15 protein-coding genes are annotated in these 18,258 nt (G+C 41.9%); 7 read left to right on the plus strand and 8 right to left on the minus strand.

The genetic code is table 11. The annotated features are described in order from the left end of the window. Positions 1-62 precede the first annotated feature (62 nt). The 6 genes from CK503_RS12000 to CK503_RS12025 all read left to right on the plus strand — a co-directional run bounded on the left by CK503_RS12000 (position 63) and on the right by CK503_RS12025 (position 8,919). Positions 63-1,217 carry a glycosyltransferase family 4 protein gene (locus CK503_RS12000; RefSeq protein WP_095607062.1) on the plus strand — a complete coding sequence of 385 codons (1,155 nt, stop codon included), beginning with the start codon at positions 63-65 and terminating at the stop codon, positions 1,215-1,217. Positions 1,218-1,234: 17 nt separating this feature from the next. Continuing rightward, positions 1,235-2,374, plus strand: a complete 1,140-nt coding sequence (locus CK503_RS12005) for a glycosyltransferase family 4 protein (protein ID WP_255233411.1) — start codon at positions 1,235-1,237, stop codon at positions 2,372-2,374. A gap of 89 nt (positions 2,375-2,463) precedes the next feature. Beyond that, a complete protein-coding gene (locus tag CK503_RS12010; protein ID WP_095607129.1) occupies positions 2,464-3,708 on the plus strand; it encodes an aminotransferase class I/II-fold pyridoxal phosphate-dependent enzyme in 1,245 nt (414 codons plus the stop codon). Between the two features lie 3 nt (positions 3,709-3,711). Then, positions 3,712-4,845, plus strand: a complete 1,134-nt coding sequence (locus CK503_RS12015) for a GNAT family N-acetyltransferase (RefSeq protein WP_255233412.1) — start codon at positions 3,712-3,714, stop codon at positions 4,843-4,845. 172 nt (positions 4,846-5,017) lie between these two features. Beyond that, positions 5,018-6,412: a class II fumarate hydratase gene (locus CK503_RS12020; RefSeq protein ID WP_095607064.1), complete on the plus strand. Its 1,395-nt coding sequence runs from the start codon at positions 5,018-5,020 to the stop codon at positions 6,410-6,412. A 65-nt stretch (positions 6,413-6,477) separates the two neighbouring features. Then, positions 6,478-8,919 (plus strand): alpha-ketoacid dehydrogenase subunit alpha/beta, encoded by a 2,442-nt coding sequence (locus tag CK503_RS12025; protein ID WP_095607065.1) that lies wholly within the window; start codon positions 6,478-6,480, stop codon positions 8,917-8,919. Positions 8,920-9,186: 267 nt separating this feature from the next. Here CK503_RS12025 and CK503_RS12030 read toward each other — a convergent pair whose 3' ends face one another. The 6 genes from CK503_RS12030 to CK503_RS12055 all read right to left on the minus strand — a co-directional run bounded on the left by CK503_RS12030 (position 9,187) and on the right by CK503_RS12055 (position 15,271). Further along, entirely contained in the window at positions 9,187-10,446 is a 1,260-nt protein-coding gene (locus CK503_RS12030; protein ID WP_255233413.1) for a DUF58 domain-containing protein, read from the minus strand. 71 nt (positions 10,447-10,517) lie between these two features. Further along, entirely contained in the window at positions 10,518-11,534 is a 1,017-nt protein-coding gene (locus CK503_RS12035) for an AAA family ATPase (RefSeq protein WP_176466307.1), read from the minus strand. Further along, positions 11,531-12,724 (minus strand): DUF4350 domain-containing protein, encoded by a 1,194-nt coding sequence (locus CK503_RS12040; RefSeq protein WP_095607068.1) that lies wholly within the window; start codon positions 12,722-12,724, stop codon positions 11,531-11,533. The genes CK503_RS12035 and CK503_RS12040 overlap by 4 nt, the downstream gene beginning before the upstream one ends. Continuing rightward, positions 12,721-13,395 carry a DUF4129 domain-containing protein gene (locus CK503_RS12045; protein WP_095607069.1) on the minus strand — a complete coding sequence of 225 codons (675 nt, stop codon included), beginning with the start codon at positions 13,393-13,395 and terminating at the stop codon, positions 12,721-12,723. The genes CK503_RS12040 and CK503_RS12045 overlap by 4 nt, the downstream gene beginning before the upstream one ends. Positions 13,396-13,443: 48 nt before the next feature. Continuing rightward, positions 13,444-14,310: a hypothetical protein gene (locus CK503_RS12050; protein WP_095607070.1), complete on the minus strand. Its 867-nt coding sequence runs from the start codon at positions 14,308-14,310 to the stop codon at positions 13,444-13,446. A gap of 13 nt (positions 14,311-14,323) precedes the next feature. Continuing rightward, positions 14,324-15,271, minus strand: coding sequence for a stage II sporulation protein M (locus CK503_RS12055; protein WP_095607071.1), 948 nt, complete (start codon positions 15,269-15,271; stop codon positions 14,324-14,326). Between the two features lie 135 nt (positions 15,272-15,406). Between CK503_RS12055 and CK503_RS12060 the strand changes: the two genes are divergently transcribed. Beyond that, the gene (locus CK503_RS12060) at positions 15,407-16,126 is read left to right on the plus strand and encodes an RDD family protein (protein WP_095607072.1); all 720 of its coding nucleotides are present in this window, start codon (positions 15,407-15,409) and stop codon (positions 16,124-16,126) included. Positions 16,127-16,158: 32 nt separating this feature from the next. Here CK503_RS12060 and CK503_RS12065 read toward each other — a convergent pair whose 3' ends face one another. After that, the gene (locus tag CK503_RS12065) at positions 16,159-17,319 is read right to left on the minus strand and encodes a serine hydrolase domain-containing protein (protein ID WP_095607073.1); all 1,161 of its coding nucleotides are present in this window, start codon (positions 17,317-17,319) and stop codon (positions 16,159-16,161) included. A 171-nt stretch (positions 17,320-17,490) separates the two neighbouring features. Then, on the minus strand, positions 17,491-18,213 hold the full coding sequence (locus CK503_RS12070; protein ID WP_350354269.1) for an FG-GAP repeat domain-containing protein: 723 nt from the start codon (positions 18,211-18,213) through the stop codon (positions 17,491-17,493). Between the last annotated feature and the right edge of the window lie 45 nt (positions 18,214-18,258).

Consider the following 18,258-nt stretch of genomic DNA (forward strand, 5'->3'; position numbering starts at 1 on the left):
CAAAACATCTCAAGTTTAAACGATTGTAAAGATACAAATATCAAAGATGTATTGGAAAATTTATGAAAGAACTTAGAGTTGCCATTTTTACCGGGAATTACAACCATATTCAGGATGGTGTTTCGTTGACTCTGAATAGGCTGGTTGGATTTTTGGAAGAGAAAGGCATCCCGGTAATTGTATTTGGCCCTACCGTCGATGAGCCGGCTATTGATCATGAAGGAGAATTTGTGCCCGTTCCCTCTGTTCCGGTTCCCGGGCGATCAGAATATCGTATTACCGTTGGGTTTCCCGAAAGAGCTCAGCGACGGCTTCGAGAATTTGATCCTACACTCATTCATTTGGCTACGCCCGATGTATTGGGATTCCGTGCCATGCGGTGGGGCCAGGCCAACAATATACAGCTTGTAGCCTCGTATCATACTCATTTTACCAGTTATTTGAAGTATTATAATTTGGATATGCTGGAAATGTTGGGCTGGAAATATATCGGCTGGTTTTACAGCCAGTGCAAGCATATTTATGTGCCATCTCCTTCAATGGCTAATGAACTTAACGAAGAAGGTATTGATGAGGGTATTCGAATTTGGGCGCGTGGTGTAAATACTGATCAGTTTAATCCCGATTTTCGGGATATGGAATGGCGCCGATCAGCTGGGTTTGACGATGATGATAAAGTTGTAACTTTTGTCTCTCGATTGGTGTGGGAAAAAAATCTCCAGACTTTTGTTGATACGGTGAAGCGCTTACAGCAAGATCATTCGAATATTAGAGCGATGATCGTAGGTGACGGTCCCGCCAAGAAAGAGCTCGAGCACATGTTGTCCGAAGCACATTTCACCGGTTTTATTACGGGAGATGAATTGAGTCGGGCCTATGCCAGCAGCGATGTATTTCTATTCCCATCCGAGACGGAAACCTTTGGAAATGTAACGCTCGAAGCAATGTCAAGTGGACTTCCATGCGTTGTGGCCGATGCTACGGGGAGCCGGTCATTGGTAGAATCAGGGGTAAACGGATTTTTAGCTGCTCCCCGCGATACGCAGGGATTTGCGGAACGTGTGGCTGATCTTGCAACTGATGAAGAGCTTTGGGATCAGATGAGCAAAGCAGCACGCCAAAAAGCGTTAGCTTACTCTTGGGAAAATGTAAATAATAAGTTGTTGGAGAATTACCGGGAAGCGCTTAACGAACCTCGTCCCGCCCTCAAATTTTAGTTTAATCTTTTTTTAACGTGCGAATTTTATACGTCTCTCATACACATCCACCGGAAGGGGAAATCCTCGAAAATGTAGGTGGCATGCAGCGGGTAAGTCAGCAGTTGATAAATGAACTCAAGCGTAAAGATGATGTGGAAGTTATTCCCGAAACGATAAATGTTTCTGAGGAGGGTAAAATAGCTTTACAAACGGCCGGGTTTCTTTTTAGAAACCTGTTTGAGCTACCCCATAAAGTTCGTGAGCATGATGCTGATGTAGTCGTATTTTCATCGATGGTTACAGCAAGTTTGGCTTATTTTATACGGGATAAAGTTTCAGTACCGATGATTACGATTAATCACGGTCGTGATGTCACCCTGCCAGTTAAAATTTATCAGTGGTTTGTACCCAAGATTTTTGAAAACCTTGATGGAGTTATTTCTGTTTCGCGGGCAACGCGCGAAGAATGTATCAAGCGGGGAATGGATCCGGAAAAAGGCGTGGCATTGCCGAACGGATTTGATTTTAAAAAGCTAAATGATTTTCCAGATAAAAACGAATCCCGAAATCGATTGCAGCAGAACTTTCGTATACCGCTGGAAAATAAGTTTATGCTTCTTACGGTTGGACGGAAAGTTAAACGCAAGGGACATGAGTGGTTTATACGCGAAGTAATGCCCAAGTTGGGTGATAACATTGTTTATGTAACGGTAGGGGATGGCCCGGAGTTTGACAATATTGATGAGGCAGCTGACCAATCAGAATGTGAAGACCGTATCTTTCTATTGGGACGACAACCTGATGAAGTGTTGAGCCAGGCTTATGCAGCCGCAGACCTTTTTGTGATGCCCAACATTCCGGTAGAAGGCGATATGGAAGGGTTTGGCATTGTACTCCTCGAAGCTAATATGGCACGGACACCTGCGGTAGCTGCTGATCTCGAAGGGATTAAGGATGTAATTACCCAAGGTGAGAACGGATACCGGGTACCAACCCGTGATGCCGATCAGTTTGTGGAAACAGTAAATAGTATTCTTTCTAATAATTTGGAACAATTTTCGAAGCAAACGCGTAGTTATGTGCAAGAGCAATTCAGCTGGAAGCACGTAGCGCAGCAGTATATTAACTTTTTTCAAACTATAATCAACAGATATACTCCAAGGCAACCCAATTAATATTATCTTATTGATAATTTGATTGACGGTTAATATGGAAGTATATTTGCAACGATAAGCACTTTTTTAAAAGCCGAAAAATGGAACGAATGGCTGATTCTAAATCAGATGTAAAACCAAACGATATTTTTGCCAAGGCTTACGATTTTACCAAAGCCGAGGAAATAAAATCTGAGGGTCTTTATCCCTACTTTAAGCCCCTCCAAGCTACCGACGGTACAACGGTTCAGATTGACGGTCGCGAAGTTATTATGGCCGGCTCTAATAACTATCTGGGATTGACAAATGATCCCCGAGTTATTGAGGCTGCTACCGAAGTTTTAAAAGTTTACGGAACAGGTTGTACGGGTTCACGATATTTGAATGGTACGCTTGATTTGCACATCGAGCTTGAAGAGAAATTAGCAGAGTTTATGCGTAAGGATTCCTGTGTGTTGTTTAGCACAGGATATCAAACGAATGAAGGCGCAATACAGACAATTGCAGGTCGGAAGGATGTGATTTTTTCTGACAAAGATAATCATGCGTGTATTGTAACAGGCACACTTGTTTCGAATGCCAAAACGATGCGTTTCCAGCACAACGATATGGAGCAGCTGGAGATGTTGATGGACCGTGCTGATGAAGATGCCGGGAAAATTATTGTGAGCGACGGTGTTTTCTCGATGTCAGGAACCATTGCCAATGTTCCTGAACTTGTACGACTGAAGAAAAAACATGATGCTCGTTTGTATCTCGATGATGCTCACGCTATCGGTGTGATTGGTGAGGGCGGCCGTGGTTCTGCATCTACGTTTGATTTGATGGACGACGTTGATTTGATTAGCGGAACTTTTTCAAAATCATTTGCTTCGCTCGGTGGATTTCTGGTTGGTGACCATGAAGTGATTGAATATATCCGACACAATTCACCTGCACATATTTTTAGTGCATCAATGCCACCCGCCAACGTTGCAACCGTTCTAAAAGCACTTGAAATTTTAAAAGAAGAAACGTGGCGCCTGGAGCGACTGGATGAGATTTCCAATTATATGCGGGAATCACTTCGCGATATGGGCTTTAACGTATGGAGCAGTCAAACTCCGATTATTCCGGTAGTAATCGGTGAAATGATGGATTGCTTTAAGTTTTGGAAAGGCCTGTTCGAGGCTGGTGTTTATGTTAACGCTGTGGTTCCTCCCGGAGTACCACGCGGTCAGTCACTGGTTCGTACCAGTTATATGGCAACACATACTGATGATCATTTGGATCGAATTCTCGAAGCCTTCCGAAAAGTAGGTATTGAGCAAGGTATTATTGATCAGAATGGCCACTCACTTCTTGAAATGGGTTAAGTTGTGAAAACCACTCAGCGAATTAATGGTATTACGCTTGCAACAACCAAAAGTGAGCGTAAACAATTTATAGACTTTCCTTATCAGCATTATTCTGAAGATGAGAACTGGATTCCTCCACTGAAAATGGAGCAGAAGAAGCTTATCGATACAGAAAATAACCCGTTTTATGATAAGGGTGATATCGCCCTGTTTTTAGCCGAGCAGGATGGCAAACCCTGTGGTAGGATAGCTGCTATACAAGATTATCGCTATAACGAGCATCATAATAACAAGACTGGTTTTTTTGGATTTTTTGAGTGTATAAATGATCAGTCAGTAGCCAATCTTTTATTTAAAGTGGCAAGTGACTGGTTAAAGAAGCGGGGACATACGGATGTCTTAGGCCCGGCGAATCCAAGCATGATGGATGAGATTGGCATTTTGGTCGATGGATTTGAGTACGAACCCAGCTTTATGATGCCGTATCACAAATCTTACTATGATAATTTAATTACCAATGCCGGGCTCGAGAAAGAGATGGATATGTATGCTTTTCGGGTGACGCAGGCCAGCGTAACACTTGATCGAATTTACCGGGCTGAGGAGATTGTTCGCCGTCGTTTGCCCAAGCTCAAGATCCGTGAGATTGATACGAAGAATCTTGATGAAGAAGTAGAAATTGTTAGAAATATATTTAACCAGGCCTGGTCACAAAATTGGGGATTTATCCCGTTGTCAAAAGAAGAATTGGAAGAACTGGCCAAGGATTTGAAACTTATCCTCGACCCGAAAGTAGCTCATATCGCTGAAGTTGATGGGGAGCCGGTAGCTTTTTCGATTGGTCTCCCGGATTTAAACCAGGCTTTAAAGCACACTGACGGTACGTTATTTCCAACCGGAATTTTTAAACTGCTTTGGCACCGTCGAAATATAGACCAAATTCGCACGGCTTTGATGGGAGTTATTCCAAAATATCAGGGCAAAGGCATTGATGCTTTGCTTCACAAAGAGGCGATAATAAACGGCAGGGAAGTAGGTTATAATTCGTCTGAATTGAGTTGGGTTTTGGAATCTAATAAAAATATGATTCGGGTTGCTGAAAAAATTGGTGCGAGCATTGAAAAGACCTACCGAATGTATTGCAAGGACTTGTAGCATAGGTCTTTTTTGAGTTCTTATTTAAGACAGTGTGAGTTGTTAGATCGGAGTTGATTTTACTGCCTTCCGAGACTCCGAAATCTCCGAAAAATTTCCTACCTTTGAATGCCTGCGCAGAACGTACTTTCTGTGGCATTGAAAATAATTTCTGACTAAAAAATCGAGTATTATGAGTGATTATCGTATTGAAACGGATTCAATGGGAGAAGTGAAAGTACCGAAAAATGCTTATTACGGTGCACAAACCCAGCGTGCTGTTGATAATTTTCCGGTGAGTGGTATCAGGTTTAGCCGGGGATTTATTGAGGCAATTGGATTGGTTAAAAAAAATGCTGCGAGAGTAAATGCTGAATTGGGGGAACTTGAAGATGGGGTTGCCGAAGCTATTCAAGAAGCAGCATCGGAAGTTGCTGAAGGTAAGTTTGATGAAGATTTCCCCATCGATATTTTCCAGACGGGATCTGGGACATCAACCAACATGAATGCTAATGAAATCATTGCCAAACGAGCGAATGAGCTTAAGGGAGATAATGTTGATACCGAGATCCATCCCAACGATCATGTAAATTATGGTCAGAGTTCCAACGATGTTATTCCAACTTCAATCCGTATTGCAGCGATATTAGCTGTAGAGAACAATTTAATTCCTGCTCTTGATCACTTGCAAAAAGCATTTAAAGAGAAGGGTGAAGAGTTTGCTGATGTCGTCAAAACGGGGCGTACGCATCTTATGGATGCCATGCCGGTAACGATCAAACAGGAGTTCGACGGGTATGCACGTCAGCTCGAGCTTGGGGTTGAACGACTGGAATCAACATTGGAACGAGTTACGGAACTCCCACAGGGGGGTACGGCAGTGGGAACAGGATTAAATACCAATCCTAAGTTTGGTACGGAGATGGCCAAAGCGCTATCCGAAGAAGTGGATGCGGATTTAAGTGAAGCTCAAAATCATTTTGAAGCGCAGGCAACGGTAGATGCCCCTGTTGAATTAAGTAGTCAGCTAAAAACAATTGCTACGGGATTGATGAAGATTGGCAATGATCTTCGGTGGATGAATTCTGGTCCCAATAGTGGAATCGGGGAGATAGAGCTTGAAGCACTTCAGCCGGGTTCGTCAATTATGCCGGGTAAAATAAATCCCGTGATTGAAGAGTCTATTACCATGGTTTGTGCCCAGGTGATCGGAAATGATTCTGCCATCACAGTAGCAGGACAGTCGGGAAATTTTGAATTGAACGTTATGCTGCCAGTTGTTGCTCATAATTTGTTAGAATCAATCAATATTTTGGGTAATGCAGTTCGCAACTTGGCCGATCGGTCTGTTTCTCGATTGAGCGTAAATAAGGAGCGAGTCGCCGATATGGTTGGTCGGAACCCAGTATTAGTAACTGCCTTAAACCCGCTTATTGGATATGATAAAGCAGCAAAAATTGCGAAAAAGGCATTTGCTGAAAGTCGTCCGGTTAAAGAAGTGGCCCGTGAGATGACGGACTTAAGTGATGAAGAGTTGGATCAGGCTTTAGATCCTATTAAAATGACGAAAGGCGGTTTTATGGAGTAGGCTTTTAAAGGGCTATCTGAAAATAATTTATACTGCTGCAAAAGTTTTAACTGAAAACAGATATTATGGCATCTATAAAGACAAAAAAAGAGAAGAAATCGTCAGATATTTCTTACTCTCAAGAGCAGAAACAAGAGATTTTAGCCGATTATAAATTGGCTTTTAAAAGTCGAGAGGCTTCTTATCTGGGACGTAAAGAAACCCTCACTGGAAAGGCCAAGTTTGGAATTTTTGGTGACGGTAAAGAGATGCCGCAGATTGCAATGGCAAAATATTTCAAGGAAGGAGATTTCCGTGCTGGTTATTACCGGGATCAAACTTTTATGATGGCCATCAATCAAGTTACGTTGCAGCAGTTTTTCGCCCAGCTTTATGCGCATGCAAATGTTGAAGAGGAGCCTCATTCAGGTGGACGTCAGATGAATGCACATTTTAGTACGCGTAGTCTCAATGATGATGGCAGCTGGAAAGATCTGACGTCAATGAAAAATACGTCACCGGATATTTCGCCTACTGCGGGACAGATGTCGCGATTACTGGGGCTGGCGGAGGCGTCAAAAGTGTATCGTAATCATGATTCGCTTTTGGATCAGGAAGAATTCCAAAAGTTTTCAGATGGTGGAAATGAAGTTGCATGGGGTACTATTGGTGATTCCAGCACTTCTGAAGGCGTTTTCTGGGAGACAATTAATGCGGCCGGCGTGCTGCAAGTACCTATGGTGATGTCGGTTTGGGATGACGGCTACGGTATTTCGGTGCCGCGTAAATATCAGACGACAAAAGATAGTATTTCTGAAGTTCTAAAAGGTTTTCAACGGACGAAAGAGCAGGAGGGAATTGAAATACTGAAAGTTAAGGCCTGGGATTATCCTGCACTTTTGGAGACTTATGAAAAAGCTGCCCAAATAGCTCGCGAAGAACATGTACCTGTATTAGTACATGTCACTGAAGTAACACAGCCGCAGGGACACTCTACATCAGGATCACATGAGCGTTATAAGTCTGATGAGCGCCTTGAATGGGAAGAAGAGTATTGCTGCCTTAACAAAACGCGAAACTGGTTGATTGAAGAGGATATCGCTTCGGAAGAGGAGATTGAAGCAGTTGAAGAAGAGGCCCAGAAAGAAGCTAAAGAAGCACAGAAAGCAGCGTGGAAATCATTTAAATCAGAGTTGAAGGATGAGCGTGAAACGGTAACAGCGCTTATTGAAGATCTTACTGCTGAGAGCAGTAAATCAGAGGAGTTGAAAAAGTTCATAAAGGAGATGAAGACTCCTATCATACCGCTTCGAAAATACATTGTTTCTGCGGCACGTAAAGCACTGCGTTTGACACGAGATGAAAATATTTCTTCGCGCAAGAAACTGGTACAGTGGCTGGAAGAAAGTAATGAGGATAACAGTTACCGATACGATAGTTATTTATACAGTGAAGGCGAACAGTCTCCGCTGAATGTAGAAGAAAATCCAGCTGTGTATAGTGATGATCCCAAAAGTGTGGACGGTCGCGTGGTGCTGCGCGATAATTTTGACAAGCTGTTTGATAAATATCCCGAAACGCTTGTTTTCGGTGAAGATACCGGCAAGCTGGGCGATGTAAATAAGGGGCTCGAAAACATGCAGGATAAGTATGGGGAACTCCGCGTCAGTGATACCGGTATTCGTGAAGCAACTATTTTGGGACAAGGTATTGGAATGGCATTGCGAGGGTTACGCCCCATAGCCGAAATTCAGTACTTGGACTATCTGCTTTACTGTTTTCAGGGATTGAGTGATGACCTTGCCACTGTTCGCTACCGAAGTATGGGTGGACAAAAAGCCCCCCTAATTGTTCGAACGCGCGGTCATCGTTTGGAAGGAATCTGGCATACCGGATCGCCCATGGGCATGATTATCAATGGAATTAGAGGTGTGCACGTTTGTGTGCCGCGAAATCTGACTGAAGCCGCGGGAATGTATAATACGCTGCTACAGGGGGACGATCCGGCATTAGTTATAGAGCCGCTCAACGCCTATCGATTAAAAGAAGATCTGCCGGAAAACTTAGGAGAATTTACGGTACCGCTCGGCATTCCCAACGTGGTATCTGAAGGTACTGATATCACTATCGTTTCGTACGGGTCGACCTGTAATATTTGTGAGGATGTATTACCGGAGTTAGAAAATGTTGGCATTTCGGCAGAACTGATTGACGTGCGAACCCTGTTACCGTTCGATCGCAATCAAGATATTGTGGAATCCCTAAAGAAAACCAATCGCATTTTGTTTGTGGATGAAGATGTCCCCGGCGGTGCGTCGGCCTATATGATGAACAAGGTTATTCAGGATCAAAAAGGATATTACTACTTGGATTCAGAGCCGCAGTGTTTAACCGCCAAAGAGCACCGTGCGGCCTATGGTTCAGATGGAGACTACTTTTCTAAACCTAACGAAGAGGATATCTTTGAGGCGGTTTATGCGCTTATGAGCGAAGCGAATCCGGCAAAATATCCACCTATTTACGAATAACAGTTTTACATCCTTTTTTAAAGTGCAGGGAATATGGGGATATTATTTTAACTCTTAGTCCGTCGCCCTGCTCTGATGGTCAGTTTTCAGTATGTTTTTCTGTTTTGTAACAGAGTACCAGAAAGAAATCAAGAACTTGCATAATCCTGTATTACCATCGATCAAACGTCCCATTTTTGCGGTAGTTAGTGCTACTTTTCAGTTTGAATGAGATGCTTGTGCTATTGCATTTTTAAATAATATTGGGGAAAGTATTCAAAGACCCTATTAAATAAATCCTCGAGCTTTTAGCTCTAAGTATTTGTTGATAGTATTGATCGAGAGGTCTTGAGGCCGGCTGAGAATAGTTTGAATACCACGCTGGTTCAGCATCTTGACAATACTTTTCTTTTCATAATTGAATTTTTCTGCAACAGTTTTAATATAGATCTCTTCTTCGCTTTTGGGGGTACTCTGTAAAAGGTCGTCCAGTTCTGTATTGATAAAAAAGATGTTGACTAACAGATGCTTGGAAGCAAGTTGCTGAAGAACCGGCAGTTTTCGCTTCATACTCTCAATAGTTTGAAAGTTTGTATACAACAAAATAAGGCTTCGCTGAGAAATCCTATTGTGCATAAAGGTAAGCAAGCGGTTGAAGTCAGACTCCTTGAAATCAGTATCAACATTGTATAGTGCTTTTTGAATTTTCTGCAAATGTGCCCGTTTTTTTTGAGCAGGCACGATGTTACATCCCTTGTCACCAAAAGTAATCAGGCCAGCCTTATCGTGTTTGGTAAGGGCAATATTAGAAATAGCCAAGCTTGAATTAATGGCATAATCAAGCAGTTGCAGACCATCAAAAGGCATTTTCATGACACGGCCTGTATCGATAACACTGTATACCTGTTGGGACCGTTCATCCCTATACTGGTTCACCATAAGATCCCCAGCACGGGCCGTTGCCTTCCAGTTGATAGATCGAACATCGTCGCCCCGCACATATTCTCGTATCTGGTCAAATTCCATCGTATGACCAATACGCCGAATTTTTTTTATTCCTACGTCTTGTAGTCGGTCTGAGATGGCATATAATTCAAATTGTCGCATTTGAATGAAGGATGGATACACCGGTACTTCCTGTTCTTCATCAAAACGATATCGCCGCTCAATAAGCTCCAGTGGTGAGGTTATATAAATATTGAGCGCTCCAAAGGTATAGCTTCCTCGTTGTGTAGGAGTTAACTTGTAACTGATTTTAGTTTGTTTTTTGGGCGCCAGGCTATCATTAAAGTTATGATCTCGTTTTTGAAACTGGAAGGGTAGTTCATCAATAATAGTAAACCCAACTTCAAAGGGGTAGTAATGCTGTAGGTTGATAGAAATGGCATTGGGATCTCCATTTGATAACCGTTTGGGGAGATTTCTTGTGGCGTCTACGCCCGGTCCGGGATAAAACAGAAGCAGGGCATCTGTTACCAAACAGACCGAAAGGGCTAATAATAATATTTCAGCTATGGCTCCGATGACAGGATAGAAGTATCCCAACACAAAAAATACACAGACGGAAGCCAGGGAGATAAAAAAACGGTTGGTCAGATAGATATTTTTGATGAAATGTACTATCGGGGCACCTCTATCTGTTTTAGAATTTGTGTTACTACCTCATCAGTTTTTGTACCTTCCATCTCCTTTTCGGGCGTCAAAATAAGACGGTGACGCAATACCGGTCGAGCAATATCTTGTATATCGTCGGGAATTACGAAGTCGCGCCCATTGATGGCCGCCCAAGCCTGGGCTGCACGCATAATAAATACAGCAGCTCTTGGTGAGGCTCCAATGTGGATAGATGGATGATTTCGGCTATGTTGTGTAATGTCGGTAATATATTGCATTAAGGATCTTTCGACATGAATATCAGAAACCAATGATTGGTTTTGTATCAACCTGTTAGGTTCAACAACGGGATCGAGCTGAGAGGGATTGTTTTGGTTCTTACGCTTGTGGACCCCTTCTAAAATAGCCGTTTCCTGATCTTGGTCGGGATAGTCTACATTAATTTTAAAGAGAAAACGATCGAGCTGTGCTTCCGGCAATTTATAGGTCCCTTCATGCTCAATGGGGTTTTGGGTTGCTAGGATAATAAAAGGCTCTTCCATGGCATAAGTGGTGCCATCAACCGATATTTGTCGCTCTTGCATCACTTCAAAAAGTGCGGCCTGTGTTTTTGCAGGTGATCGATTAATTTCATCGATCAGAACCACGTTTGAGAAAACTGGTCCCTCTTTAAAGTTGAATTCCGTTGTTTTAGGATTAAATACCGAAGTACCGATGACATCCGCCGGCATTAAGTCGGGGGTAAACTGGATGCGAGAAAAGTCGGTCGACAAGGTACGCGCAAATAGTCTGGAGGTAAGGGTTTTAGCTACACCGGGGACGCCTTCAACGAGGACATGCCCATTTGCCAGCAGAGCTGTAATAAGCAGATCTACCATACGGTGCTGACCTACGATTATCTTACCAATTTCGCTGCGGATACTATCAGCCATGGCTTTAATGCCGGAAAGGTCAGTTCTATTTTGTACAGCTGGTGCAAAGGAGTTGGAGTTGTCAGATAGTTCTTCAGGTTGGTTATTCATCGCGATGATTGTTGATAAAAGGATTCAATATTTTTGTTCAAATACCAGAGTTCATCAGAAGAGATGTTCTCTTTATTTTGAATTTGATCAATAAAGTTAAAAAGCGTTCTTACGGTTTCATGATCTGCTCCCGAACGCTGGGAAAGATGTTCTAAAAAATTGTCATTGATATTTTGGGTATCCAGGTTCAAATTTTCCCGGATATGTTCTAACAAATATTTAATCTTTTTGGAAGCAATATCCTTATGATCTCCATTCTGATAGTAGAGGCGGCCGATAGTTTTCGTGAATTCTACGGTGGAATTTGTAGGCTTTTCAATAACAGGAATAACACGCTGCCGTCGTTTAGCACGGAAAACAAGAAATAGAGCTAATCCAATAAGCGCTGTAATCCAAGCCCACTTTAGGTGAGGATGGGAAACAATATAACGAAGGGGAGAGGTATTAACCATGCGGCCGTCTTTGTTATATTCATCCCAAACTGTTGGGGCTATTGGAAGATGGGAAAGCACACGCGAGGCATACTTTGTCTTTTGGTAATCACGCATAAAATAGTTTGTAAATACATAAGGTACAGTATGCACATAGAGTTTGCCATTCCCATGTTTAATCTTAATAAAATTTGTTTCACCGTTTTCATTACTACCCATGATGGTAGTTGCTGATGAGTCAAAATCTGTAAAATAGGGGCTTGCCAGCATTTTTGGAAAGTGCCATTGTCCCTCATAAGATTCCCTCTTGGAAGTAAAATTTAGTCCCAGTGAATCCCATTTTGAATCAAGAGCAGGGGCTGAAAATATAGGCGGATCGGTTACTTTCAATTGAAGGCTGTCGGACAGCGGTCCATCAAGAGTATGGGCAGAGATGAAAATGTTTTTCCCGTTGTGTGCCCGTTCCAATAATATTTCAGACTCATACTGATCAGGTGAAAAACTGCTGTTGATATAGATTTCATTTTGGAATGAAGTAGAGTCGCGGCTTTTAAAAATGGGTATGTTGCGGTAACGAATAGGATGATCGGGGAAAATATCATCCAGTACATTACGTGCAATAAAGCAACCATAGGGTTTTTTAGCCAGACCGGAATAACTGGGCGACCAGTCAACAGGTTTAGGTTGGGCCCATTGAACCAGTAGGTATCCTGCCACAGTAATAACTAAAATGGAAATATACAGGTGCTTCTTCTTCACGGTGAACGCCGAATAAGTGTTCGCATTTCTTTAAACTGATCGTGAATAGACCGAAAATCAGTACTGGTTATTGAAAAGTTTCCATATTCAATTAGTTCATAATAACGGGTTAATTCACGAAAATGAGTACGGAGTTTGGGGTCATCTATCTCATAGAGGTAAGTGCGGTTGGTTTTTTCTTTTTTCCAGTTAATATAACCGCCCTCTTGTAGCTGTTTAAGTTTTTGTTGATATAAATAGCGGACAGCTAAACTATAGTTATTATCAGCAATGGCATTGTTGATAAGCCCATCCAGGTCAAGATTGTCAAAATCTTGTTTGTTAAAGGTTACAGGTTGCTTTCGGATACCATTACTGCGAATAATATTGCTTATGTTCCCTTTCATAAACTGGTTAATGAGGAGGACAGTAAGCCCGATAAAAATCAGTATGAATAAAAGTTTAAGTATGCTATTTGCTGTGGGATTGTCCAGCAGTTTAGCTATTTGGTTTAATCCCCAGGCAAAAATTTTTTCTACCAGTGATTGGTCTTCTTTGGGAAGAGATTGATAGGTAAAATCGTCTTGTTGGGCATAGGAATTGATGGTTTGTTCGGACGGCTGCCTGGCATCCGGAACACAGGACTGCCGCTCCGTTTGTTGCCCGAAAGCAACAAACGGAAGAACAGTCATAAAAAGGAAAAGCAAGAAATAGCGGTAAGACTTCAACGAATAGAATGGTTAGGCGTTTGCAGAGTTTCCAATTTCATTAATACGCTGGCGTAGTCCTTCCCCTTCTTTACGTTCTACCAGATTATAAAAGTGAAAGCCGAGGGCCAAGTATAGTATGCTATAAAACACATAGTTTAAAGAGGTTACAAATCCATAGAAAATAGCTATTAACGTACCTGCTGTATTAGGATCTGCAAATCCAGAAAATCCACTAATAGCAGAGATTATTACAAAGGGCAGGCTTAGAGCTTGAGATAGAAGGGCAATAAGAATTGAAACTACAATAACCAGTCCCAGTGTAAACCACCAGTGATTTGTAACTAAATGCCATGACCTTGAAAATGCATCACTTATAGTGTGTTTGTCCTCTAACACATAGGCTGCGGTAACCAAAGTAAGTTTGACAGAGATAAAGAGACCCGGTATTATCAAAGCAATCATTCCAAACACTGTTGCAAAAAAGACTCCGATCGAGATCACCAAAATTGCTAAGAAGTTCGATTTAAGTCCTTTCCAAATATCATCTACTGTTATTTCAGTGTTAGAGACCGTTTGATCAGCTACCAGCTTCAGGTGAGTATATATTACTGCAGCAAGAGCGGTCATTGTTAGTACTCCAAAGAATGTTCCGGTTCCGGAAGTAGCCATGAAATTTGATAGGAATTCTCCTGACTCCATGGCATCCGGATTCATTCCCATCTCAAAAGAAGCTGAAAAGTACTGGGTCATTAGAATACTTGTTACAGCAATGAGGGGTACGACAAAATAGAGCAAACTTTTGCCAAGTACTTCATAATGCTGACGAATATATGTAAATGGTGCCGTAATGAGGTCACCAAAATCGCGAGGTTGTTTTATTTTAAAAGTATCAGGCATAATGATTAGTTATTTATTGTTGGAGATGACGAGGATATAAAATGAAATACCACAGTACAAAAAGTAGTGAACCTGCTATAATGAATAGACTCAACAGTAGTGGCATTTCGGTATATCGTGTGACAAAAGACTCTAAAAACCCGGCCAATATAAATATTGGTACTAACCCAAATGTCATTTTAAGTCCTTCGCGGGCACTTTGCTTAAATGAGGTCAAGCGTTTATAGCTGCCGGGAAACAGGATACCATTCCCCATTACAATACCGGCCGCCCCGGCAATTACTATCGCCGATAGCTCAAGGGTACCGTGAATAAAGACTACTAACAGTGATTCGGTAACTAAGCCGTATTTACTAAACATAGCCAAGAATGCCCCAATAAAAATCCCATTATACATGAGCAGTAAGCCGGTTCCTACCGAAGCAAGCACACCCGAAACGAATGCCATAAAAGAGACCCGAATATTATTGATGGTAATTCCCAGAAACATATCCATGGAATGATCTTGCTTATATACAGCCATGGGATCGTTCTGTTCGATATTATGGATCGTCATATTTACATATTGGTCGCCCAATATCATCCGGCTAAAATCGGGATCATTTAACTCTGATATGATACCTATGCCGAGAGCAATAACGAATACTGTGAATGCAATCGTAAGTTTAAGGTGATGCTTATAGTAGAGTTGTGGTAATTCTTGTTTCCAAAAATGGAGGATACGTCGTTTATCCTCTTTTTTGTTTTCATAAATCTGTTCATGTACCTTTGCAGTTAGCTCATTGAGATATGCAGTAGTCTCACTATTGGGATAATATGTTTGTGCCCATGCCAGATCATCAGTTAGACGAGTATATAAATCAGCGAGTTCATCTGCATCGGCTTTTTTGGGTTGTTTTAGCAGTTGCTCAAACTTTTTCCAGTGGGGAGCATTTTGTCGTAAAAATTTAACCTCTCGCATAATCTCTTATACTAATTGCACCCATATAATTAACGGTGGATAACTTGATGCTCGAAAAGCTTTTGATATTTTAACCTAATAAAACGGATTTTATTTAACTCATCAAAAAAATATAGCTGGCTACCACTATTCTTTATGAAACATTTAAATATAGAAACCTCTCAACATGTGCAGATAGCTTACACTCCAGCAGGCATTGGAGCACGTATTGGTGCCTACATTTTAGATTTAATCATAATGGGGATTTACCTGGCAGTTTCTCTTGCTATTATTTTTGAGTTTTCAGAGCCATCAACGTGGATTATCATGTTGGCAGTGGGGCTTCCACTTATGGCTTATCATCTTACTTTTGAGCTTTTTATGGAGGGACAGTCGCCGGGAAAAAAGGTGGTAGGTATCAAAGTTATGAAAACTGAAGGTACCCCGGCAACATTTGGCAATTATATAATGCGATGGATTTTTCGTCTTATTGATATTACTACTACATCTGGTACTGTAGCTTTTGTTACGATTTTGATTAATGGCAAAGGTCAGCGCTTGGGAGACTTAGCAGCGGGGACTGCAGTGGTAGAGAATAAAAAAAGAACCAGCCTGTCTGATACTTTGTATGCAGATGTAGAAGATGGGTATGAGCCCGTTTATCCCGAGGTATCGGTATTAAATGACAACGATATATCTATTGTTAAAGAAGTATTGAATGAAAGGAAAGAATATGATCGGCAAACGTATAAGATTATGGTTTTGAAAACGTGTAATGCTATACAGGAAAAGATGGGAATTGAAGAGGCCAGGGAAAAGGGCATGTTAAAATTCCTGCGTACGGTCGTAAAGGATTATAATGTGATTCATGGGTAAAGCAGACCTTGGCACTTTCAAAGTCAGTTAGTCTATTCTATGGCGTCAATCACACGTTTGACAAAACCGTCCATAGCGTCGTAATCAGAGATCCATCTCCCAACAATAACAAGATCATTTTTTTGATCGATATAAACCATGTTAATGCCAGCCCCGAGAAAAACATACGCATTTTTCGGCGCGCTGGGTAGACGCTCTTGGTCGTGATTTAAAAAGAAGTTCATATAACCATAGCCGTTATTGGCCTCAGTAGGGGTCCGAGCCATTCTAATCCAGTTGTCGGAAAGGATCTGATTTCCATCCCAGTTGCCCTCTCTTAGAAAGAGATATCCGAACTTTGCCTGATCATAAGCACTGAGCCACATGCCACCGCCCCAGTGCCCGCCACCACTGACCGACTGCATTTTTATGCCGTCAATGTTTACCCATGAGTTCTCATAGCCATACCAGCGCCAGGTGTTAGAAGCACCGATAGGATCCATAACATGATCTCTGAGAACGGCGGGTAGTGGTTCCCGCCAGACTTTCAATGCTGCCAATGCAAGTAGATTTACCCGCACATCGTTGTATTTCCATTCGCTGCCGGGCTCATTTCGCTCCCGATTTATAACCTCTTGGGTTAGTTCTTTCTCAGGACGATCAGCCCAGTCAGGTTTACCAAACAGTTTGCCTTCCCAGTCACTGGTCTGGCGCAACAGGTGATTCCAGGTGATTTTGGAATTGTGTTCAGAGTTGAAATGCTCAACAGGTGAATATTTTTGAACACGGTCATCTATACTATCAATCATACCTTTATCCCATGCTACTCCAACAACTGTAGAAAGAAAGCTTTTAGAGATACTGAAAGTCATATCTACACGGTGTGGTTCTCCCCATTCAGCAATCAGGTAGCCATCTTTTATAATCATACCCGTCATGTCTCCGCGTTCTTTTACAGGGCCGATAATATTATTATAGGGTTCATTGGTTCGTGTGTTTAAGTGGATATTGAGATCTCTGGGATTGGAGGATTCATTAGCTTTTACATATTTAATGGCTGCCTCAATATCAGAAGAATTCATCCCGACCTCTTCAGCTGTTTTTGTTTCCCAGTGAAAGCGAGAAGGAAAATAGGTATCAGAAGTTTGGGCAAGAACAGGAGTAGAAAACAGCAGAAAGACTAATAGTAGAGAAAGGCGTTTAAGCTGAGACATTGGAAGATGGTTTTTAGTTGATATCATTTTAAATGATAATACAGAAGATACTGTGGAAATGCGATTGCTTGAGGGGCTGGAATTTTGTTACTGTCAGTTTTGATTGGAACAAAAAATACGGTTTAATATGCTGTCAATATTTTGGATCCTAAGTGGCAGATATATTTTCTTTTACTGATCCCTTTGTAGCAAAAGCTGATCTTGTCCGTTGCGGGCTGCTACATAGATATCAGGCAGTTCATCCCCGTTAAAGTCGACTACTTCAAGATCCATAACGAGGGGAGTGAAATTTTCGGGCAGCCACTCGTCTGATTGGTCAGTAAAATAGCCTTCTCCATTATTGATTAGAATACGTAAGCCTCCATTGTAATTTCCAACGATTAGATCGAGATCACCGTCGTTATCTAAATCTTTGAATTCGGCATCATACGTATTGGTTGTAATATCGGGCAATCGGTCTGATGTTTGATCGGAGAAAAATCCCTGACCGTCATTAATCAGTAAGCGGTCTTGAGGATTTGCATTTTCCTGAAAGGCAGAGTTTCCAAAATAGATATCGAGATCACCATCGCGGTCAACATCAGCAAGGGCAACGTGCTGGCTTTCCTCAATGGCATTAATATAGGGGATTCGGTTCCCGGATTGGTTGGAGAAAAAACCGGAGCCGGTATTGATAAGTATAATATTCGGCCCTCCGTTAGCAGCTAATAGATCGGGCAGGTTGTTACCGGTGATATCACCAGCCGCGATGTCAAAAGTCACATCAAGGATTTGTGGAAGTCGCTGGGATGTTTGGTCATTGAAAAAAGCATTTCCGTTGTTTATGAGGATCTTGTTGCTTTGGCCTCCAACACCCAAGACCAGATCGAGATTACCATCATTATTAATATCTATGGCTTTAGCAGCATTAGTCTGGTGATTAAGTTCGCTGGGGAGGTT

Origin of the sequence: Fodinibius salipaludis, from assembly GCF_002287075.1 — a bacterium.
In the GTDB taxonomy this organism is placed as follows: Bacteria; Bacteroidota; Rhodothermia; order Balneolales; family Balneolaceae; genus Fodinibius; species Fodinibius salipaludis.